Annotated in this window: 16 protein-coding genes; 13 read left to right on the top strand and 3 right to left on the bottom strand. The window is 36.4% G+C overall.

The annotated features are described in order from the left end of the window. Nucleotides 1-184: 184 nt before the first annotated feature. A complete protein-coding gene (gene panC / locus DRF65_RS27545) occupies nucleotides 185-1,033 on the bottom strand; it encodes a pantoate--beta-alanine ligase (protein ID WP_115973910.1) in 849 nt (282 codons plus the stop codon). Between the two features lie 171 nt (nucleotides 1,034-1,204). Between panC and DRF65_RS27540 the strand changes: the two genes are divergently transcribed. The 9 genes from DRF65_RS27540 (at nucleotide 1,205) to DRF65_RS27500 (ending at nucleotide 11,772) form a co-directional block, all read left to right on the top strand. Next, the gene (locus DRF65_RS27540) at nucleotides 1,205-1,975 is read left to right on the top strand and encodes a glycogen/starch synthase (RefSeq protein WP_115973909.1); all 771 of its coding nucleotides are present in this window, start codon (nucleotides 1,205-1,207) and stop codon (nucleotides 1,973-1,975) included. Between the two features lie 14 nt (nucleotides 1,976-1,989). Continuing rightward, nucleotides 1,990-3,624, top strand: coding sequence for a DUF4270 family protein (locus DRF65_RS27535; RefSeq protein WP_115973908.1), 1,635 nt, complete (start codon nucleotides 1,990-1,992; stop codon nucleotides 3,622-3,624). 28 nt (nucleotides 3,625-3,652) lie between these two features. Then, nucleotides 3,653-5,506, top strand: coding sequence for a glutamine--fructose-6-phosphate transaminase (isomerizing) (glmS, locus tag DRF65_RS27530; protein ID WP_115973907.1), 1,854 nt, complete (start codon nucleotides 3,653-3,655; stop codon nucleotides 5,504-5,506). 108 nt (nucleotides 5,507-5,614) lie between these two features. Further along, on the top strand, nucleotides 5,615-7,036 hold the full coding sequence (porK, locus tag DRF65_RS27525) for a T9SS ring complex lipoprotein PorK/GldK (protein ID WP_115973906.1): 1,422 nt from the start codon (nucleotides 5,615-5,617) through the stop codon (nucleotides 7,034-7,036). Nucleotides 7,037-7,096: 60 nt separating this feature from the next. Then, a complete protein-coding gene (porL, locus tag DRF65_RS27520) occupies nucleotides 7,097-7,789 on the top strand; it encodes a type IX secretion system motor protein PorL/GldL (protein ID WP_115973905.1) in 693 nt (230 codons plus the stop codon). A gap of 53 nt (nucleotides 7,790-7,842) precedes the next feature. After that, nucleotides 7,843-9,435, top strand: a complete 1,593-nt coding sequence (porM, locus tag DRF65_RS27515) for a type IX secretion system motor protein PorM/GldM (RefSeq protein WP_115973904.1) — start codon at nucleotides 7,843-7,845, stop codon at nucleotides 9,433-9,435. 20 nt (nucleotides 9,436-9,455) lie between these two features. After that, a complete protein-coding gene (gene porN / locus DRF65_RS27510) occupies nucleotides 9,456-10,394 on the top strand; it encodes a type IX secretion system ring subunit PorN/GldN (protein WP_115973903.1) in 939 nt (312 codons plus the stop codon). A gap of 54 nt (nucleotides 10,395-10,448) precedes the next feature. Continuing rightward, nucleotides 10,449-11,483 (top strand): NAD(P)/FAD-dependent oxidoreductase, encoded by a 1,035-nt coding sequence (locus tag DRF65_RS27505; protein ID WP_115973902.1) that lies wholly within the window; start codon nucleotides 10,449-10,451, stop codon nucleotides 11,481-11,483. Between the two features lie 31 nt (nucleotides 11,484-11,514). Continuing rightward, complete coding sequence (locus DRF65_RS27500) at nucleotides 11,515-11,772, top strand: SemiSWEET transporter (protein WP_115973901.1); 258 nt, start codon at nucleotides 11,515-11,517, stop codon at nucleotides 11,770-11,772. 55 nt (nucleotides 11,773-11,827) lie between these two features. Here DRF65_RS27500 and DRF65_RS27495 read toward each other — a convergent pair whose 3' ends face one another. Next, nucleotides 11,828-12,259 (bottom strand): META domain-containing protein, encoded by a 432-nt coding sequence (locus DRF65_RS27495; RefSeq protein WP_115973900.1) that lies wholly within the window; start codon nucleotides 12,257-12,259, stop codon nucleotides 11,828-11,830. Between the two features lie 36 nt (nucleotides 12,260-12,295). Beyond that, nucleotides 12,296-12,688 carry a hypothetical protein gene (locus DRF65_RS27490; protein ID WP_115973899.1) on the bottom strand — a complete coding sequence of 131 codons (393 nt, stop codon included), beginning with the start codon at nucleotides 12,686-12,688 and terminating at the stop codon, nucleotides 12,296-12,298. A gap of 613 nt (nucleotides 12,689-13,301) precedes the next feature. Between DRF65_RS27490 and DRF65_RS27485 the strand changes: the two genes are divergently transcribed. The 4 genes from DRF65_RS27485 (at nucleotide 13,302) to DRF65_RS27470 (ending at nucleotide 19,562) form a co-directional block, all read left to right on the top strand. After that, on the top strand, nucleotides 13,302-13,688 hold the full coding sequence (locus DRF65_RS27485; RefSeq protein ID WP_115973898.1) for a hypothetical protein: 387 nt from the start codon (nucleotides 13,302-13,304) through the stop codon (nucleotides 13,686-13,688). Nucleotides 13,689-13,837: 149 nt separating this feature from the next. Continuing rightward, nucleotides 13,838-14,920 carry an efflux RND transporter periplasmic adaptor subunit gene (locus DRF65_RS27480; protein ID WP_115973911.1) on the top strand — a complete coding sequence of 361 codons (1,083 nt, stop codon included), beginning with the start codon at nucleotides 13,838-13,840 and terminating at the stop codon, nucleotides 14,918-14,920. 21 nt (nucleotides 14,921-14,941) lie between these two features. Further along, nucleotides 14,942-18,133: an efflux RND transporter permease subunit gene (locus DRF65_RS27475; protein ID WP_115973897.1), complete on the top strand. Its 3,192-nt coding sequence runs from the start codon at nucleotides 14,942-14,944 to the stop codon at nucleotides 18,131-18,133. Beyond that, nucleotides 18,105-19,562, top strand: a complete 1,458-nt coding sequence (locus DRF65_RS27470; RefSeq protein WP_115973896.1) for a TolC family protein — start codon at nucleotides 18,105-18,107, stop codon at nucleotides 19,560-19,562. Before DRF65_RS27475 ends, DRF65_RS27470 begins: the two co-directional genes overlap by 29 nt. Nucleotides 19,563-19,831: the final 269 nt, after the last annotated feature.

The following is a 19,831-nucleotide window of genomic DNA, read 5'->3' as shown; positions in this document are numbered from 1 at the left end:
CCAAAAAATCAGGTAACAATAATTTTAATAGCTCGTCGGGAATATGCATCCTCAAAGTTAATCTCTTATTTGTTCCTCCACAACTTTTAGCACTGATCCGAGATTTGAAGCTGATTAAAATAAAAAGCCCTGACCATAAAATGATCAGAGCTGTATTTTTATTAGACGATGGTCTTTAATAATGTTAATCCAGATGCATATTATCTATTAATCTTACTCCATCCACAACGACAACGATAAAGGCTCTGAAATTTCTGTCTTTGTAAAAGAAATCAGTTTCCTGTAAGGTATTTTCGTCTGCGATCAGGAAGTATTCCAATTGCATTCCCTGTTGATTGTCAAAAATATCAGTTACCCTTTCTTTAATTTCAGGAATACTGACAGTTCTGAACCAGTCATTTACTTTCTTTAGTGTTTCGTAAATAATTTTAGAAGTATCTTTTCTGTCTTCATGAAGTCTTTGGTTTCTTGAACTTAAAGCCAGTCCGTTATCTGCTCTGTAAATAGAAACCCCTTTTATTTTAACGGGAAGCTGTTTTTTGTCAACCATCTTTCTGATGATGGCAAGCTGTTGGAAATCTTTTTCTCCAAAATAAGCATTATCAGGCTTTACCTGTCTGAATAACTCCTCTACAACGGTTCCTACTCCATCAAAATGTCCTGGTCTGGATTTACCTTCCATTTCATTTTCCAGGCCATCAAAATCATAATGCTGACTTTCTGCTTTTTCGGGATAAATATCTATGATTTCAGGAATATAAACGGCATCTACAAGTCCTGAGCTTTCTAGAATCATGATGTCTCTGTTGATATCTCTAGGGTATTTTTCAAGATCTTCAGGGTTGTTGAATTGGGTTGGATTTACAAAAATTGAAGAAATAACAAGGTCATTCTCCTTTTTTGCTTCTTCGTACAGGGAAAGATGTCCCTTGTGCAGAGCCCCCATCGTAGGGGCAAAGCCAATTCTTTTTCCCATTTCCTTCTGTCTTTCAATGAAATCCTGAAGTGTTTTCCTGTTTTTTATAACTTCCATAGTTTATTTTAATACTTATTCAAAAATACTAAAAATATCATATAATAAAATGTGTTTTTACCAATTTGGAAAAGGGAATTTTCGTAAAAAAATGTTAATTAAAATAATGTTGGATGTTTTTTTGTAATTTTGCACATTAAAGCATTTTTACAAAAATTAGATAGAAAGTTTATGCCGAATCAAAAAATACTGTACATTACTACAGAGATGTATCCGTACCAGGAAGATACAAATATGGCCACTGTGGTAAACAAAATGGCGCTTAAGATGCACAATGAAGGCAATGATGTAAGAGTTTTTATGCCAAGATTTGGACAAATAAGTGAGAGAAAATTCCAGCTTCATGAAGTAATCCGTCTTTCAGGGATGAATATTATTATCAATGATCTGGATCAACCACTTATCATTAAAGTAGCGTCTCTTCCGGGGGAAAGACTTCAGGTTTACTTTATTGACAATGAAGAATACTTCAAAAGAAAACAATATTATTTCGATGATGAAGGAACTCCTTTCGAAGATAACGACGAAAGAGCTATTTTCTTTGCAAGAGGAGTGATTGAAACGATCAAGAAGCTCAACTGGGTTCCGGATGTTATTCATTTGAACGGATGGATGTCTTCATTTGTTCCTGTTTATCTTAAAACTTACTACGAATCAGATACTTATTTCAAGGATGCTAAAATTGTTCTTTCCCTATACAATGAGAAAGACGCGGATCTTGATAAGAAGATCGATGAAAAGCTGAAGTTTGATAATATTTCAGGTCTAAAAGCGTTAGATAACCCAACAATCAAAAGTTTTGTTATCGAAAGTATGAACTATGTAGATACTGTTGTGAAAGGAGATGAATTCCTTGATGAAGACCTGGATCAGGCCTTTAATGAAACAGCGACTCAAAAGTCTGAGTATCTGGACGTAGATTCTATAAATCAACTTTATTAAAAAACACATTTTTAATGACTCATACTCTTAAAAGAACGTTCGCCATGCTTCTATTGGCGGTTTTCGGAAGTGCAATACTTTATAACTGCGAACCTGATCCGGATTCTCTTGGTAAGCAACTCTTTGATCAAGATGCGGCTACAGGTAATGAAAGCCTGCGTGAGGTTATAGCTTATAATATCAGTAATAATGATTCCATCAGAAGTGATGCTGCGAGACTTTTAACTGGAGTAACCCAGGCAGGATCAAATTTCTCTGCAGTTCTGGGTGCCTTTAATGAAGGTCAGTTTGGAATGCAGAAAGCTTCTTATATTACTCAGTTGAGAATGCCGGTGGATAACTTCGATTTTGACGGGCCAAAACCACAGGTCGATTCTGTAGTTTTAGTTTTAAAAACTCCAGCAAATACTGCGGAGAACACCTACTATATTGCTGATTCACTAAAAGCACCGGGTGCTTATGATAAAGATGACTTCATGATTGGTACAGAAAAAGTACCTGTTTCAATAGAGAAAAAATCTTACCCGGTTCGTAAATATGGCCGTTATGTTAAATCAATGAAAATTAACGTAAATGAGATTACTACATTTTTGAATCCAAACATGCCGGATGTTTTCAGCCGTTCCAATGTAACAGTTGGTATAGGTGATTTGCTAGGGTCTGCTTCTTTTGATGGAAATATAAGCACTGTAACAGTTACCAAAAGATCAGATAATTCTAATGTATTTACCGGAGCACTGGGATTCAGAATGCCGTTGGATAAAGATTTTTTCCAGAAGCGTATTATTGATAAAAAAGGATCTGCTGATCTGAAAGATGCAGCTAATTTTACAAGATACTTTAAAGGAATCAGAATTTCAGTTGAAGATAAAGACGGTTACCTTTTCCAGATCTCTCCTAATGATACAGATATTATCATGTACTACAAATATGATAAAACAGATAATGGTGTAGTAACCAGACCACAGACTTCTCTTAAATTTAATTTGGGAAGTATCAATACTCATATCGGTCAGTATGAATATGAAAGGTCTGCTACTTATCAAGCTGCATTGCAGAGTCCCAACAAAACAGAAGGAGACAAAGTTCTTTTCCTTCAGGGAATGGGAGGTGCTTCGATAGGGTTGAAAATTCCTGATTCAACTATTGATAGTCTTAGACAGATGTTTGTTGATAAGAAAGCAGGTATTGTGGGTGCTAAGATCAGATTGTTCGTTGATAAAAAGAATACGTGGACTCAACCTAATTTTACAGATGCTGACCGTAAGTTTATCGTTTCTCCAATCACCTTTAAAGATGATAAAGTAACAATAGACTACTCAAAATGGGCTTTTACATCAGATTCACAAAAAGGATTCCCTATATACTACTATAAAAAGAATGCTAATAATGAAGTTGATTATTATGATTTTACAGTAACACAAGCTCTTAAGGATATTGTTGAAGTTAAAGATTATAGTGTTGCTAAAAATGCTCCGTTAATCATCAACGCAGGAGGATTTGTGAAAAATCCAGCTGGAGCAGCATATGGTCCGCTAGTGACAACGCGTGCTACAGACATGAACAGAATGGTATTTATAGGAACAGACAAGACTAAGCAAAGTACTAGAGCAAGGTTGAGAGTTACTTATTCAACAAATAATAAATAAAACACAATAAACACAAGACAAAATACATATGTGCGGAATAGTAGGATATACAGGATTTCAGGATGCTTATGAGATCGTAATCAACGGTCTTAGAAGACTGGAATACAGAGGGTATGATAGTGCCGGAATTGTTTTAGAAGGTTCAGACAATAAGCTTGAAGTGGAAAAAACAAAAGGTAAAGTAGAGGATTTGGTGAATATTTCGAAGCAGTTGAAAGGAACAGCCAATGTTGGTATGGGACATACCCGTTGGGCTACCCATGGTGTTCCAAGCGATAGAAATTCTCACCCGCATTTGTCAAATAATGGAAAAATAGCACTTGTACATAACGGGATCATTGAAAACTATGATACCATTAAAACAATGCTTTCTGAAAAAGGATTTACTTTCCAATCAGAAACGGATACTGAAGTATTGGTGAATTTAATCCAGTACTTTATGGATCTTAATCCTGAAATTGATTTCCCTACAGCGGTGAGATATGCTTTGAATGAAGTATATGGAGCATATGCAATCACAGTACTTCATGAAGATCATCCTGGAGTATTGGTTGTAGGTAGATTAGGTTCTCCGTTAGCGATTGGAATTGGTGAAAAAGAATACTTTATTGCATCAGATGCTTCTCCTTTTGTAGAATTTACAAAAGAAGCTATCTACCTTGAAGAAGGTCACATGGCAACCATTTCCTTAGAAAATGGGGTAGATATCAGAACGATTAATGATAATTCTAAAATTGAACCTGAAATTCAGGAACTTAAATTAAGTTTAGAACAGATTGAGAAAGGTGGATATGAGCACTTCATGCTGAAAGAAATCTTTGAACAGCCTAAGTCTATTCATGATACGATGAGAGGAAGACTTATTGTAGAGGAAGGAGTTATCAAAATGGCAGGGATCTGGGATCATGTAGAAAAGTTCAAAAATGCAAACAGGATTATTATCATCGCTTGTGGAACTTCATGGCATGCAGGTCTTATCGGAGAATACCTTATTGAAGAATATGCCAGAATTCCGGTAGAAGTAGAATATGCTTCAGAATTCAGATACAGAAACCCAATCATTACGGATAAAGATGTTGTGATTGCCATTTCTCAGTCAGGAGAAACAGCTGATACAATGGCTGCTTTAAAACTGGCAAAAGAAAGAGGTGCATTTATATATGGAATCTGTAACGTAGTAGATTCTTCTATTGCAAGAATTACAGATGCAGGTTCATATACTCACGCAGGTCCTGAAATTGGGGTGGCTTCTACAAAAGCATTTACTGCTCAGCTTACCATTCTTACTCTAATTGCTTTCAAATTAGGAAAGCATAATGGAAATCTTGGCAATGCAGAATTTATGAGCTTAATTGCTGAGCTTGAAGCGATTCCTAAGAAAGTTGAGGAAGTATTAAGTGCCACTCATGAACTTACTCAGGATATAGCTAAAAACTTTGTGAAAGCAACAAACTTCCTTTATTTAGGAAGAGGATATAACTATCCTGCTGCATTGGAAGGAGCTTTGAAATTAAAGGAAATTTCTTATATCCACGCAGAAGGTTATCCGGCTGCAGAAATGAAGCATGGTCCAATTGCCTTGATTGATGAGAATATGCCAATTGTTATTATAGCTCCTAAGAAAGGGCATTATGATAAAATTGTAAGCAATGTTCAGGAAATCAAAGCCAGAAAAGGAAAAGTTATAGCTGTTGTTAACAAAGGTGACCGTCAGGTTAGTGAGATGGCAGATTATGTTATCGAAATTCCTGAAACCTCAGAATGTTTCTCTCCAATTATAGCATCAGTACCGTTACAGTTGCTTGCTTATTACATCGCAGTATATAGAGGAGCAAACGTAGATCAGCCAAGAAATTTGGCAAAATCTGTAACTGTGGAATAAAAATTAGTTGTAAATAAAATAAATTTAGATTTCTTCCGTTATTTCAAAAAAAATCTTAAAAGTTTCTTAAAAAAATTATATATTTACGGCTTAATTATAAAAATTAACATGAAAAGGATATTTCTTTTATTATTGTCTGCGTCGGTAGCATCGGTATCTTGTTCAGGTGGTGGCAGCTCTTCTGTAGGGAAGCCAGGAACAAAAGGAGAATTGATACCAAGAGAAAAAACGAAATCATTTGTTGCGGAACGACCATACGGAATGGTTGCAATTCCTGCAGGTTCATTTGTTGCTGGTTTAGCAGACCAGGATCCAACAAATACACCTGAAAAAGCATCATTGAAGACAGTTACTGTTTCTTCTTTCTTCATGGATGAAGCAGAAACTACCAATGCAGAATACAGGGTATTTATCAACTATGTAAGAGATTCTATTGCAAGAACTCTACTCGCTGAAGCTGCCGGAGAAGGTGGTGACGAAGGCGGAGGTAGAGGGGCAAGCATAGGAGATTATGCATACCTTGCTAAAAAAGAAGAAAATTTAACACCTTATCAAGAATATATGGAAGGGCAGGGTGGCCGCGAAGAGGGTACCTATGATGCAAGCAAAAGATTAGACTGGAAAATTCCTTTACACTGGAGTACTTCAAAATACCCGGATGTAGAATACGCAGAAGTTTTAGAGTCTATGTATCTGCCTGCTTCTTCAAGAATTGGAAACGAAAGAATTTTAGATGTTAGTAAGCTGAAGTATACTTACCGTTGGGGAGATATGGATGCTGCACTTGCAGATAACGAAAGAGGAGCCAATTACCTGAAAAGCCAAAGTATCGCGATCTATCCCGATACTACGGTTTGGGTAAAAGATTTCCACTTTGCTTACAATGAGCCATTATTTGAACAGTATTTCTGGCACAAAGCTTATAAAAACTACCCTGTAGTAGGGGTTACCTGGGATCAGGCAAGAGCTTACTGTAACTTCAGATCTAAATTGAAAACTGATTACAACGAAAGTTTAAAAAGAAAAAAACAAAGACCATTGCAGTTCCGTCTTCCAACAGAGATCGAATGGGAATATGCTGCAAGAGGAGGCATGCAAAATGCCACTTACCCTTGGGGAGGTCCATATTTAATGGACGACAGAGGTTGCTATTTAGCAAACTTTAAACCTAAGAGAGGTAATTATATGGAAGACGAGAAAAAAGGTACTTATACATATACAGCTCCAGTTAAGAAATTTAAGAAAAATGGATTTGGGTTATTTGATATGGCTGGAAATGTTTCTGAATGGACAGAATCTGCATATAACAACTCTTCATATGGATTCTCTTCTACATTAAATCCTTCTACTAAAGATAAAAAGGATACTAAGAAATCTGTAAGAGGTGGATCTTGGAAAGATATAGGATATGCGTTAATGACGGGTGCAAGAGATTGGGAAAGAAAAGATTCAGCAAGAAGTTATATCGGATTTAGAACTGTACAGGACATTCCTGAAGCAGCTGTTAAGCCAAGAAGAGTTAACAGATAATCAACCAAAACAATTATTTTTCAATACAATTTTATTTAACATTAAAAAAACTAACTCAATATGTTTAAGACGAAAGATGCTTGGATGAATTTCTTCTATTCATTCGGTGCTGCAATTGTAATTCTTGGAGCTTGGCTTAAAATTACTCACATTACACTGGGACCAATTAACGGTAATATAGCACTTACTGTAGGGCTTATTACAGAAGCGATTATCTTTATTATCTTCGCTTTCGACCCTCCAAAAACTGAAGAGTCTTATGCTTGGGAAAATGTTTATCCTGAATTATTAGATAAACATGCTCACCCAAACCCATTACACTCAAATGTAACAACCAGAAATACAGGTAACCAATTTGCTGAACTAGAAAATTCTCTTTCTACGAAATTGGATAAAATGCTTGAAGATGCAAGATTAGATGTTCAATTATTCGAAAGACTAAGAACAGGTATCGATAAATTTTCAAGTTCTGTAGATCAAATCAACCAAACTGTTGACGTTTCTGCTTCTACTCATAAATATAACGATCAGTTGAACAAGGCTGCTCAGCATATGGAAAGTATGAATGCATTATATGCGATGCAGTTGGAAAGCGGTAAGAAACAAGCAGAATTTGCTACTAAATATGTTTCTGACATGCAGAAATCTGTTGAACATTCTGAAAAATTCAACCAAGAGCTACAAGGTTTAACCTCTAATCTTAATAACTTAAATAGAGTTTATGGTGGTATGTTAACTGCTATGAAGTCTTAATTCCTAACCATTTCTGAACTTAAACTATTTAATCAAAAAACAAAGAAAAGAGAATGGCACAAGGAAAACAGACCCCTCGTCAGAAGATGATCAACCTGATGTATCTGGTGTTCATCGCGATGATGGCCCTAAACATCGATGCAGAAATCATCAGATCATATTATGACTCTACCAGAGCATTAAATGAAACCAGAACTTTAACTGAGAGAAAGAACGAAAAGATTTTTGAAAAAACACTGGAAGCTAAAGCACAACAGGTTCCGGATACGTATTCAAAACCTTGGCAAGATTATAAAACTTTGAAAGGTAAGATTGATGCATTGGTAGAACATGCTCAAAAAATCAAAGATCTATTAAAGAAACAATCTGAATTTCATGATAAAGATCCTAAAACTGGAAAAGATATTGACGTAAGTGAAAACTTTGCTGCATTAAATAACAATGAAGCTACTACGGAATATTTCTTTAAGGAAGGAGACGAAAATGCACCATCAAAAAATGCATTAGATCTAAAAGCTAAAATTGATGATGTAAGAAATTATATTAATACTACTTTTGGTAATAATGACCAGCTTAAAGATTTAGTAGATAGGGCGAACAAATCTCTTATCGCGGAATATCCTAAAGGAAAATCTCCGAATGATAAGACTTGGTTCCAAAATAAATTCTATCATCAGCCACTAATTGCTGCTATATCTAATTTGGAAATTATCCAAAATGATGCCAGAAATGTACAATCTGATGCATTAGCATTAATGCTTCAGGAAAAAGTAGATGCTAGTATCAAATTTACAAGCTATGAAGCAATTGTTGCAGGTCCGGTTGATATCCAGGCAGGTAAACAAGCTGAAGTAAAAGTAATGTTAGGAAATTATTCTAATAGTAACAAAATCAGTATCTCTAATGTAAGTAAATTCGAGAATGGAAAAGGTATTATTCCTATCTCTGGTAATGGCATTGGTGAACATAAATTAGGTGGAGTAATTACATTAACAGATGCTACAGGTAAAGCGCAAACTTTCCCTTGGACGCATACTTATAACGTAATTGCTGGACCTAGAGAAGTAAAACTTGAAAAAGGATTATTACTTTCTGCTGATAAAATGAATGTAATGTATAGAGGATTGGAGAACCCTGTATCAGGATCTATCTTAGGTGCAGATAACTCTAAACTTTCATTATCAGCTCCGGGAGCTACTGTAAGAAATACAGGCCCTGGTAAATGGATTGTAAAACCTTCAACAGGTACTACAGTGAAATTGACATTATCTGGAGTAGACCCTAACGGAAAATCAGTGTCTCAGGTATTTGAATATAGAATCAAGAATGTTCCGCCACCGCAAGGTCAGATGAGAGGACAGAATGTATTGTCGATGCCGGCAACTTCTATTCCGAACCAATCTGTACAGGCTGCTATTCCTGACTTCGACTTCCCGGTTTCGTTCAACGTAACGCAATTCATGGTAAGAGTACCTGGTAGAGCTGCACTATTGATCCACGGAAATACATTAAGTGATGCAGCAGGATTGATAAAAAATCTGAGAACGGGAGACGTTGTATCGATCTTCGATATTAAAGCAACAGCTCAAGGATTGGAAGGACAACAGATTAAAAACATTACTCCTATAATTATTAATGTTCAATAGGACTAAAATTGTAATTTATTATGAAAAAATATATTAGCACCCTTTTAGTATTAGTTTCGGGATTTGCATTTTCCCAGACTATTCTGAACGCTTCTTCTCCAGAAGAGTTTAGACAGATGAGAGCGGAGAACAAACAAAAAGTTGGTGATACTATTATTGATAAAACAGTAAAGCCTCTTGAATATGGATTTGTAGAAGATAAAGATATCCTTAAGAGTATGTTTGTTTGGGAAATCATCGATATGAATGATAAAATCAATCAGCCATTTTACTATGATAACCCGGATGGTCTTCTTTCCACCCCTACAAGATCCCTATATCAGTTACTGTTAGATGCAGCTTTAACTGGTAAAATTGAGCAGGTGTATGATGACGAAAACTTTACTGTAAAACTTTCACCTGAAGGAATACAGAAAAGATTGGAGAACGTTAGAATCAATGACGCTGCCATCGATATCTTAAATTCAGGGAGACAATTGACTGAACAGGAGAAAAAAGAATATACCGATGTATTTAAGACGACTACCGATAAAGTAAAAGTTCTTAAAATTATGGGGATGTGGTTCGTAGATAAGAGAGACGGACAGATGAAATACAGACCTCTTGGTATTGCAGCTATGGGACCAGATCCAGCAGTACAGGGAGTTATAGGACCAGACGGTAAGCCTATTGCAAGCAATGACGAACTTATTGACCTATTCTGGATTTTCTATCCGAATGCAAGAGATATTTTAGCAAACAATTATGTTTTTAACAGAAAAAATTCGTCTGCTGACCTTTCTTTCGATGATATCATCAATGCAAGAAGATTCTCTTCAATTATCTATAAATCTTCAAGCGGTTTAGGAGATGGTACTATTAAAGATTATATCCCTAAAGATGCTGATGATCAGTTGGATGAAAGCGACAGAATCAAGTTGCAGATCCTGGAAATGGAAAATGATATGTGGAATTACTAAATTTCACTTGATATTTATACAAAACCTGAGTATTTTTACTCAGGTTTTTTTATTATGAGAAATGTAGATTATATTATTGTAGGAGATGGATATGCCGGACTCTTTTTAGCTCATCAGCTGATTAAAAACAATAAATCCTTTGTGATCTTTTCCGAGGGAAGAAAAAGTGCTTCACAGGTTTCCGCAGGAATTATCAATCCGGTCGTTCTTAAAAAGTTTACCACATTCTGGAAAGCTCAGGAACAGATTGATTTTTTAAAGAGTAGCCTGAAAGAAATAGAGTCGTATACAGGAGAAAACTATCTTATCAATGCACCTATTCACAGAATTTTTCATGATGAAAATGAGCAGAAGCTTTGGCTTAAAAAATTTGGAAATGAAGAATTATCTAAATTTTTGGATGAAAAATTTGAGTCTTTAGATGTGGTAAAAAACGATTTTCTCACAGGAAAGGTGAATCAGTCTGCCAGATTAAATGTTAATGGATTTTTCACGGGTTTATTCGGTTATTTTGAAAAAAAAGGTTTTCTCATCAGTGAAAAATTTGAATATACTAAACTGAGCCCATCAGAATCCTCTTACAAAGATTTTAAATTTAAAAATATAATTTTCTGTGAAGGAATGGGAGTGAAAGATAACCCTTACTTTTCAGAAATTGCTGTGGTTCCCAATAAAGGGCATCATATTAAAGTTGAGCTTTCTCAGCCGATCCCTGAAAATATAACCATTAAAAAGAAACACTTCCTTTTCCCAACCGGTAACGGACTTTATTTCTATGGTGGGACCTATGATCGTGAGCAGCTTCATCATCACATTGATGAATCAGCGGTGAATCAGCTAATTAATGGGCTGTCTGAATTTTATCCTTTTGATTTTGAAGTAAAAGAAGTCAATTTTGGATTCAGGCCGACGGTTAAGGACAGGAGACCAATTATTGGAAGACACGAAATCCATCATAATCTTTATGTATTCAATGGGTTGGGAGCAAGAGGGATTTTAAATGGCTGTTATTTCTCAAGAGATCTGTTTCGTTTTATGGAAGAAGGGATTCCATTGCATGAAGAAGTTTCATCAGAGAGATTCAGATAATTATCAGATATAATCTAAAATCAGACAATCTATGAATGAAAACCTACTAGGAATTATTGCAGGAGTACTTACTTCCATATCTATGATTCCACAGCTTATAAAAGTGATCAGGGAAAAAAATGTGGAGGATATTTCTCTGCTGATGCTTTTGGTACTTATTTCCGGATTGTCTTTATGGGTTTGGTATGGTTTTATGAAGGATGAGCTTCCTATCATTGTATCAAATTCTTTTGCAGTCCTGGTAAATATAAGCCTTTTGATTTGCTACACGATATATAACAAAAAGTAAAAAAGACGTCCCAATACAAGGACGTCTTTTTATATTAAATCTAATTATTTTTTTCTTATTCAAGAACGAATTTGGCTAAAGGAGCCATTCTCGCTTTGTTTAAAGTCAGCGTGTTTCCGTTAACAGAATAGTTGTCAGCAGCAAGTATTGCCTTTGTAAACTGATTTTCGATATCAAGATCTTCACAAGCCATCATTGTAGACATTCCCTGATTGAATTTGATTCTCATAGCATCCTGTTTGATCTCAAAAGTTCCTCCCAGTCCGTTGCATCCTGCATGACCTTCATATTTCATTCCGTTCATATCAAGTTTGAAATAAGGATTGTTCTTTGGATTCTTTAATGCAATCGGCTGACCGTTAAGCTCTGTTAATTTCCATTTTTTTCCTGTAATATCTGTAGCAGGTTTCTGTGCAGTCTGTGTCTGACAAGAAACAAGAAATACAGCCAGGAAAAGAGCAGATAAATAGTAATACAAGCTTTTCATAAATTTTAAATTTTAATTTTTCTGTTTGTACATAAGCTAATACGATGCCATTTTTGCAGGACCTGATTCTTTTTTTGTCTGTTTAAGATGGAAAAGTACCATATCTACATTCTTCTTTAAAAAAGTGATATTTCCCTTAATTTCAGAGTATTGATACTCCTCGTTGGAAGCTGTATAGTCTGGCAAAGCCTCACTTTTTTTAAGGTCATAAGTTTTGCCGTTTAAATGTACTGTTGCTATATTTTTAGTACGGTTTATCGTTACTTCTATTTTTTCTCCATAGCTGTCAACATATACATCTTTTGAAATGTCATCTGTATTTTCAGGAGTAGCAGCGGTAATGGTTTCAGCATCTTTTCCGGGATGTTTACACGCTGTTTGGGAAAGAACCGCCAATCCAAAAAGAAGTGCTGTTAATAATTTTTTCATAATGATAAGTGATTTTAAAGTGTTTCATGAATTATGGTGTTAATGCTATATAAAATTACAAATATTTTCGATAATTATATGTTAATTTTACATAAAATAACATTATATTTTGATTGATTGGTTTTTTCCCATTCTTTTCAAAATATTTTTTCAGTGAAACAAAACTGATTATTTAGAGTAAGAAATTTGTGATTGAAAGTGGTGAAGGCGATTTTTTAACCGATTTATTTTCAATAGGATAGAGGGTAGTTTTTTCGTTGTTCATTTGTAGTTTAAATTTCCGGAAAAAATAATTCAAAAATAAGAGAATAACAATACGCTTATGTTAATAATTTGAAATCATGATAAAGTTTAGTTTTTCAGATGAATATTTTTTCCGGATAGTAACATTGTTCAGAATAAAATATCGAAAAACAGGATACAAGCCCATTGAAAAAGAAAGAACCTCGAGATATTATCGTATTGATAAGGGATTTTAATAATTTATAAAAGTCTGTATTTCATAGTGTTTAATATTCGATGGGATTTCAAATTCAGGTTATTTAAAGGAGCGTTAAATTTTGTTAATCTATATGAAGATATGATAATCTAAATGTACATTTGCCACTTCAAAATGAGAAATTTTATAGTATATTTTTTAACCGGTCTTTTTCTGCTCTTTGTAGTAGAAAGCAGATTGAATGTTAAAACGCTCAGAAATGACTATTCCGGTCATGTTTCTCATCATTTGCCTAAAAGAGCCAACCGACTGAATCAGACGTATGAAAAGCTGTCAGTACAGCAGATGGCCGATACTGTGGATAATTCAACTTTAGAACTTGCCGAAAATGATTTTCAGCTGTCTGATGTATTTCAGGCCATTGTTATTTTCGCCGGAGTTTTCAGTTTAATCTATATTTTTGGATTAAAGAACAATAAACAGTTTAAACCGGATATTCACGGTTTCATTTGGGGGCTTACCACCAAAAAGTTTATTCTGATCCGCTCCATTAGAATTTAAAATTTCATTTTTTTCCAATGAATTTCTGTCTGTTTTCAGGTAGGAATACTTTGCGTTGTGTATGCTGGTAATCATCACATCGTACCATCCTCTATTGCCATTTTATTTCTATTCAAAACATTAACGATTTATAAAACTCTAGAATTATGATAAAAAGAGTTGCCTCAGGTATTGCACTTAGTGTCCTTTTACTGGCTGTAAGCTGCAATAAGAAAAAAGAGGAGAAAGAAGAAGTAACCACTTATCCGGTAACATCTCCGGTAGTGATGGACACTGTAATTAATAAGGAATATGTAGCTCAGATCCAGTCTGTAAAGAACATTGAAGTTCGGGCTCAGGAAAAAGGATTCCTTGAAAAGATTTTTGTCGATGAAGGGCAGTATGTACAGGCAGGGCAAACCCTGTTCCGTATTATGCCTAAGCTTTATCAGGCAGAATTATTAAAAGCAAAGGCGGAAGTAGAACAGGCTTCTATTGAACTGAAAAACGCCAGTACATTAGCAGGAAACAATATCGTTTCTAAAAACGAGAAAGCAATGGCTAAAGCAAAGCTGGATGCAGCCAATGCAGAAATGAAACTGGCACAGATTCATTTATCTTTTACTGATATTAAAGCTCCGTTCTCAGGGATCATCAACAGAATTCCTTTAAAGCTGGGAAGTCTGGTGGATGAAGGTGATTTGTTGACTTCATTATCAGATAATACAAGTATCTATACTTATTTCAATGTTTCTGAGCCGGAATATCTGAGTTATCAGACTCACGCTGCAGACAGAGGAAGTAACCAGGTATCCCTGATTACAGCAAATGGAGAAACGTATTCACAAAAAGGCGAAATCCAGACTATTGAAGGAGAATTTGACAATGAAACCGGAAATATTGCGTTCCGGGCCAAGTTTCCTAACCCTGATAAACTTCTGAGAAACGGAGAAACCGGAAAAGTACAGATGACCATGCCGGTTCATAATGCACTTATTATTCCTCAGAAAGCTACTTATGAAATCCAGGATCAGAAATATGTATTTGTTGTTGATAAAAACGGGACAGCAAAATCCAGAAATATTAAAGTTGCCTATGAACTTCCGGATCTATATGTAGTAAGTTCAGGAATTTCAAAAGGAGATCAGATTCTTTTGGAAGGTGTTCAGAAAGTGAAGGATGATCAGAAAGTAAAAACAAAATTCCAGGACCCTAAAAAGGTTCTTCAGTCATTGAAATTAAAAGCAGAGTAGTGGTCTCTAAAGTGAAGTAGTATGTTTAAGAAATTCATCCGCAGACCCGTTCTGTCTATCGTAATCTCATTGATTATTGTGTTTATGGGAATACTGTCATTGGTAAAGCTTCCGGTGACGCAGTTTCCCTCCATTTCTCCCCCTAAAGTAAATATTACCGCAGAATATCCCGGAGCCAACAACGAATTATTGATTAAATCTGTTGTTATCCCATTAGAGAGAGGATTGAATGGGGTACCGGGCATGAAATATATGACCTCAGATGCCGGAAATGATGGGGAAGCTTCCATTCAGATCGTATTTGATCTGGGAACAGATCCTAACGTTGCAGCAGTAAACGTTCAAAACCGTGTATCTTCCGTAGTGAATAAATTACCTCCTCTGGTCGTTCGTGAAGGGGTGAAAATTACCCGTGAAGAACCAAACATGTTGATGTATATTAACCTGTACAGTGACGATCCTAAAGCCGATCAGAAATTCCTGTTCAACTATGCAGATATTAATGTAATGTCTGAATTGAGAAGGGTAAGCGGTGTAGGTTTTGCCGACATTTTGGGTACCCGTGAATATGCAATGCGTATCTGGCTTAAGCCGGATAGGTTAACGGCCTATAACATTTCAGCAGATGAAGTGATGGAATCACTGAACGAACAGAGTCTGGAAGCCTCTCCAGGAAAAACAGGAGAAAGTTCAGGAAAACGTTCACAGTCATTTGAATATGTACTAAAATATCCTGGTCGTTTTAATAATGAAAAAGATTATGGAAATATCATCTTAAGAGCAAAACCGGATGGTGAATCCATCAGGTTAAAAGATGTTGCCGATATTGAATTCGGAAGCTCGATGTATGATATTTATTCCACTTTGAATGGAAAACCTTCTGCAGCCATTACGGTAAAGCAGTCTTATGGATCCAATGCCAGTGATGTTATTAAAAATGTAAAAACTTTAATGGCAGACCTGGAAAAAAATACTTTTCCTAAGGGAATGCATTATGATATCAGCTATGATGTTTCAAGATTCCTGGATGCTTCCATGGAAAAAGTAATCCATACTTTATTTGAAGCTTTTATACTGGTTGCCATTGTGGTATTTCTTTTCCTTGGAGACTGGCGTTCAACCTTAATTCCGGCATTGGCGGTTCCGGTTTCATTGGTAGGAACCTTTGCCGTGATGTCCGCATTTGGTATCACACTGAATATGATCTCACTCTTTGCCCTCGTAATGGCAATCGGGGTTGTAGTTGATGATGCTATTGTTGTAATTGAAGCAGTGCATGCCAAGATGGAGGAGAAAAACCTTTCCCCTTTAAAAGCTACGGAAGAAGCCATGCATGAGATCAGCGGAGCGATTATCGCAATTACCCTGGTAATGGCGTCTGTATTTATTCCGATTGCATTTATGTCCGGGCCGGTTGGGGTATTTTACCGTCAGTTCTCAATTACCATGGCATCGTCCATTATTTTATCGGGAGTGGTGGCTTTGACTTTGACGCCGGCATTATGTGCTTTAATCCTGAGAAATAACCACGGAAAAGCTAAAAAGAAGACACCGATTACTGTTTTCCTTGATAAATTCAATAACCTGTTTACAAAAGGGGCTGGGAAATATGAAGGAATGCTGAAGAAGACTGTTACCAAAAAAGGAATCACATTGCCATTGCTATTGGCGTTTTGTGCCTGTACATTCTTCCTGAGTAATTCTCTTCCTTCCGGATTTATTCCGGCTGAAGATCAGGGGATGATTTATGCGATTATCCAGACGCCTCCGGGATCTACTCTGGAAAGAACCAATCAGATTGCCAGAGAGCTGCTGAAAGAATCTGAAGATGTGGACGGAGTAAAATCTGTTTCTTCACTGGCAGGGTATGAGATATTAACGGAAGGTACGGGGTCCAACTCGGGAACCTGTCTTATCAATCTTAAAAGTTGGGAAGAACGTAAAGAATCTGCCGCAGAAATCATTGAAAAGCTTGAAGAAAAAGCTAAAAATATTCCGGGAGCCGATATTGAATTCTTCCAGCCACCTTCTATTCCAGGTTATGGTGCCGCAGGAGGTTTTGAACTTCGTTTGCTGGATAAGGCGGGAAGTGGTGATTATCATAAAATGGAGCAGGTGAGCAATGATTTTGTTAAGGAACTGAAGAAACGTCCGGAACTGGGATCTGCATTTACATTCTATTCTGCGAGTTTTCCTCAGTATATGCTTCGCGTGGATAATGACCTTGCTGAACAGAAAGGAGTCACCATTGCAAAAGCGATGGATAACCTGTCGACGCTTATCGGTTCAAACTATGAGACCAGCTTTATCCGTTTTGACAGGCCATACAAGGTTATTGTTCAGGCAGGACCTCAATATCGTGCCCTTCCAACGGATCTTTTAAAACTGTATGTGAAGAATGATAGGGATCAGATGGTACCTTATTCAGACTTTATGCACCTTGAAAAAGTATATGGACTGTCTGAGATTACAAGACATAATATGTACAATTCTGCAGAGGTGAGCGGAACTCCGGCACCTGGATACAGTAGCGGACAGGCCATTAAAGCGATTCAGGAAGTTGCGGATAAGACACTTCCCAGAGGTTTTGGTATCGACTGGGCGGGGATTTCGAAAGATGAAGTAAGCCGTGGGAATGAAGCGATATTTATATTTCTTGTGTGTTTAGGATTTGTATACCTGATCCTTGCTGCACAATATGAAAGTTTTATTCTTCCGTTACCGGTGATTTTATCCCTTCCTACAGGTATTTTTGGAGCATTTTTATGTTTAAAATTATTAGGATTGGAGAACAATATCTATGCTCAGGTAGCTATGGTAATGCTTATCGGGCTTTTAGGTAAGAATGCCGTTTTGATTGTGGAATTTGCAGTACAGAAGAAAGCTGAAGAAGGCATTCCGGTGGCAAAAGCTGCTATTGAAGGTGCTGCTATTCGTTTCCGTCCGATTCTAATGACCTCATTTGCCTTTATTGCAGGGTTAATTCCATTGGTAATTGCAACGGGTCCGGGAGCTATTGGTAACCGTACAATTGGAACGGCAGCAGCAGGAGGAATGTTGATAGGAACTGTTTTCGGATTAATGATTATTCCGGGGTTGTATTACATTTTCGGAACTATTGCTGAAAAATCAAGACTGGCAAGATATGAGGAAGAGAATCCTTTAACAGAACAAACAGAACCTTATGAACACGATGGAAAATTCGAAGACTAAAAATATTATAACAGCCATTGCCTTATCTCTTGTGTTAGCAAGTTGTAAGGCGCCAATGGCGACGGTTATAAAAGACGAGGTAAAAACAAATATTCCTCAAAACTTCAATCAGGAAGAGCAGGAAGATGGGAATAATAACAGTGGAACGACTCCGTGGAGACAGTTTTTTACTGACCCGAACCTGGTAAGCCTTATTGAAACTGCTTTAAAGAACAATCAGGAGCTGATGATTACCCTTCAGGAAATTGAAATTGCCAAGAGTGGAGTTTTAGCTAAAAAAGGGAAACTAAGTCCTACTGTTTCTGCAGGAATAGGAGCCGGATTGAAAAAAGCGGGCCGATATACGAGTGAAGGAGCCGGAGATGCCACTACAGAAATAGAACCGGGTAGAGAAATGCCGGATCCTCTTGGAAATTTTGAAGGGGGTTTAATGGCCAATTGGGAAATTGATATCTGGAAGAAACTGAGAACAGAAAAGGAATCCGCAGTGGCTCATTATCTTTCTACAGTGGAAGGGAAAAACTTTGTTCTGTCTAATCTTATAGAGGAAGTTGCTGATAATTATTATGAGTTGCTGGCTCTGGATAATCAATTGGATATTATTCAACAGTATATCAAGCTTCAGCAAAGAGCATTGGAAATTTCCAAGATTCAGAAAGAAGCTGCTGCTGCAACAGAATTGGCGGTGAAGAAATTTGAAGCAGAATTGGCAAAATCCAAAGCTTCAGAATATACCATCCGTCAGCAAATTACTGAGAAAGAGAATGAGATCAATGCCCTGTTGGGAAGATATCCGCAGCCGATTGTCAGAACGAAGGAAAACTTTATGTCAACCATTCCGCCAACGGTTTATACGGGAATCCCGTCACAATTGCTGGCCAATCGTCCTGATATCAAGCGGGCTGAATTAGAATTGAAGGCTTCCAAACTGGATGTAGAAGCAGCGAGAAAAGAATTCTACCCATCACTGGAGATTTCTGCAACCTTAGGATTGGAAGCATTTAAGCCATCTTATCTGGTAAAAATGCCTGAGTCTATTGCTTATAATCTTGTAGGCGAGCTGGCGGGGCCACTCATTAATAAAAGTGCAATCAAAGCGAACTTTCAGACCGCAGATGCTAGACAGGTACAGGCATTATATGAATATGATAAAACTATTTTGAATGCTTATCTGGATGTGGCTAATCTGATGTCGAAAGTTAAAAATATAGACCAGTATTATCAGTTGAAATCTCAGGAAACAAAAGCCCTGGATCAATCGATTGATATTGCGAACCAGTTATTCAGAAACTCCAGAGCAGATTATCTTGAAGTTCTTTTGAACCAAAGAGATGCTCTTGATGCCAAAATGGAGCTTATAGAAGCAAAAGAAAAACAGCTGAGCACATTAGTAGATATATATAAAAGTCTGGGTGGAGGCTGGAAATAAAGAAACATCATAATTCAATCAATAAACAGTTAATGTTTTGAGGGTTGGCTCTTCGGAGCTGGCCCTTTTTTATTTCTAATGCGTCAAGTTCTGTCGCCGTGCTATGCTAGATTTGTATAATTAGAATATGATAATTAATCTGATATTGAAAACTTATATTAAATCATACTAACGTGATATTTTTGTGTTAAAAAAAGTTAAATTTGCGAAAATTTGAAAACTAATCATTAAACTCAAAAACAACACGGGAATGAAAAAGATTTATCTCA

The organism is Chryseobacterium pennae, assembly GCF_003385515.1.
In the GTDB taxonomy this organism is placed as follows: domain Bacteria; phylum Bacteroidota; class Bacteroidia; order Flavobacteriales; family Weeksellaceae; genus Chryseobacterium; species Chryseobacterium pennae.
Note: the sequence above shows the minus strand (reverse complement) of the source record. Positions and strands in the feature narration are given on the sequence as shown.

Coding starts and splice junctions, on each gene's coding strand:
- panC (WP_115973910.1), bottom strand. CDS start 1,033: ATGGAAGTTATAAAAAACAGGAAAACACTTCAGGATTTCATTGAAAGA.
- DRF65_RS27540 (WP_115973909.1), top strand. CDS start 1,205: ATGCCGAATCAAAAAATACTGTACATTACTACAGAGATGTATCCGTAC.
- DRF65_RS27535 (WP_115973908.1), top strand. CDS start 1,990: ATGACTCATACTCTTAAAAGAACGTTCGCCATGCTTCTATTGGCGGTT.
- glmS (WP_115973907.1), top strand. CDS start 3,653: ATGTGCGGAATAGTAGGATATACAGGATTTCAGGATGCTTATGAGATC.
- porK (WP_115973906.1), top strand. CDS start 5,615: ATGAAAAGGATATTTCTTTTATTATTGTCTGCGTCGGTAGCATCGGTA.
- porL (WP_115973905.1), top strand. CDS start 7,097: ATGTTTAAGACGAAAGATGCTTGGATGAATTTCTTCTATTCATTCGGT.
- porM (WP_115973904.1), top strand. CDS start 7,843: ATGGCACAAGGAAAACAGACCCCTCGTCAGAAGATGATCAACCTGATG.
- porN (WP_115973903.1), top strand. CDS start 9,456: ATGAAAAAATATATTAGCACCCTTTTAGTATTAGTTTCGGGATTTGCA.
- DRF65_RS27505 (WP_115973902.1), top strand. CDS start 10,449: ATGAGAAATGTAGATTATATTATTGTAGGAGATGGATATGCCGGACTC.
- DRF65_RS27500 (WP_115973901.1), top strand. CDS start 11,515: ATGAATGAAAACCTACTAGGAATTATTGCAGGAGTACTTACTTCCATA.
- DRF65_RS27495 (WP_115973900.1), bottom strand. CDS start 12,259: ATGAAAAGCTTGTATTACTATTTATCTGCTCTTTTCCTGGCTGTATTT.
- DRF65_RS27490 (WP_115973899.1), bottom strand. CDS start 12,688: ATGAAAAAATTATTAACAGCACTTCTTTTTGGATTGGCGGTTCTTTCC.
- DRF65_RS27485 (WP_115973898.1), top strand. CDS start 13,302: ATGAGAAATTTTATAGTATATTTTTTAACCGGTCTTTTTCTGCTCTTT.
- DRF65_RS27475 (WP_115973897.1), top strand. CDS start 14,942: ATGTTTAAGAAATTCATCCGCAGACCCGTTCTGTCTATCGTAATCTCA.
- DRF65_RS27470 (WP_115973896.1), top strand. CDS start 18,105: ATGAACACGATGGAAAATTCGAAGACTAAAAATATTATAACAGCCATT.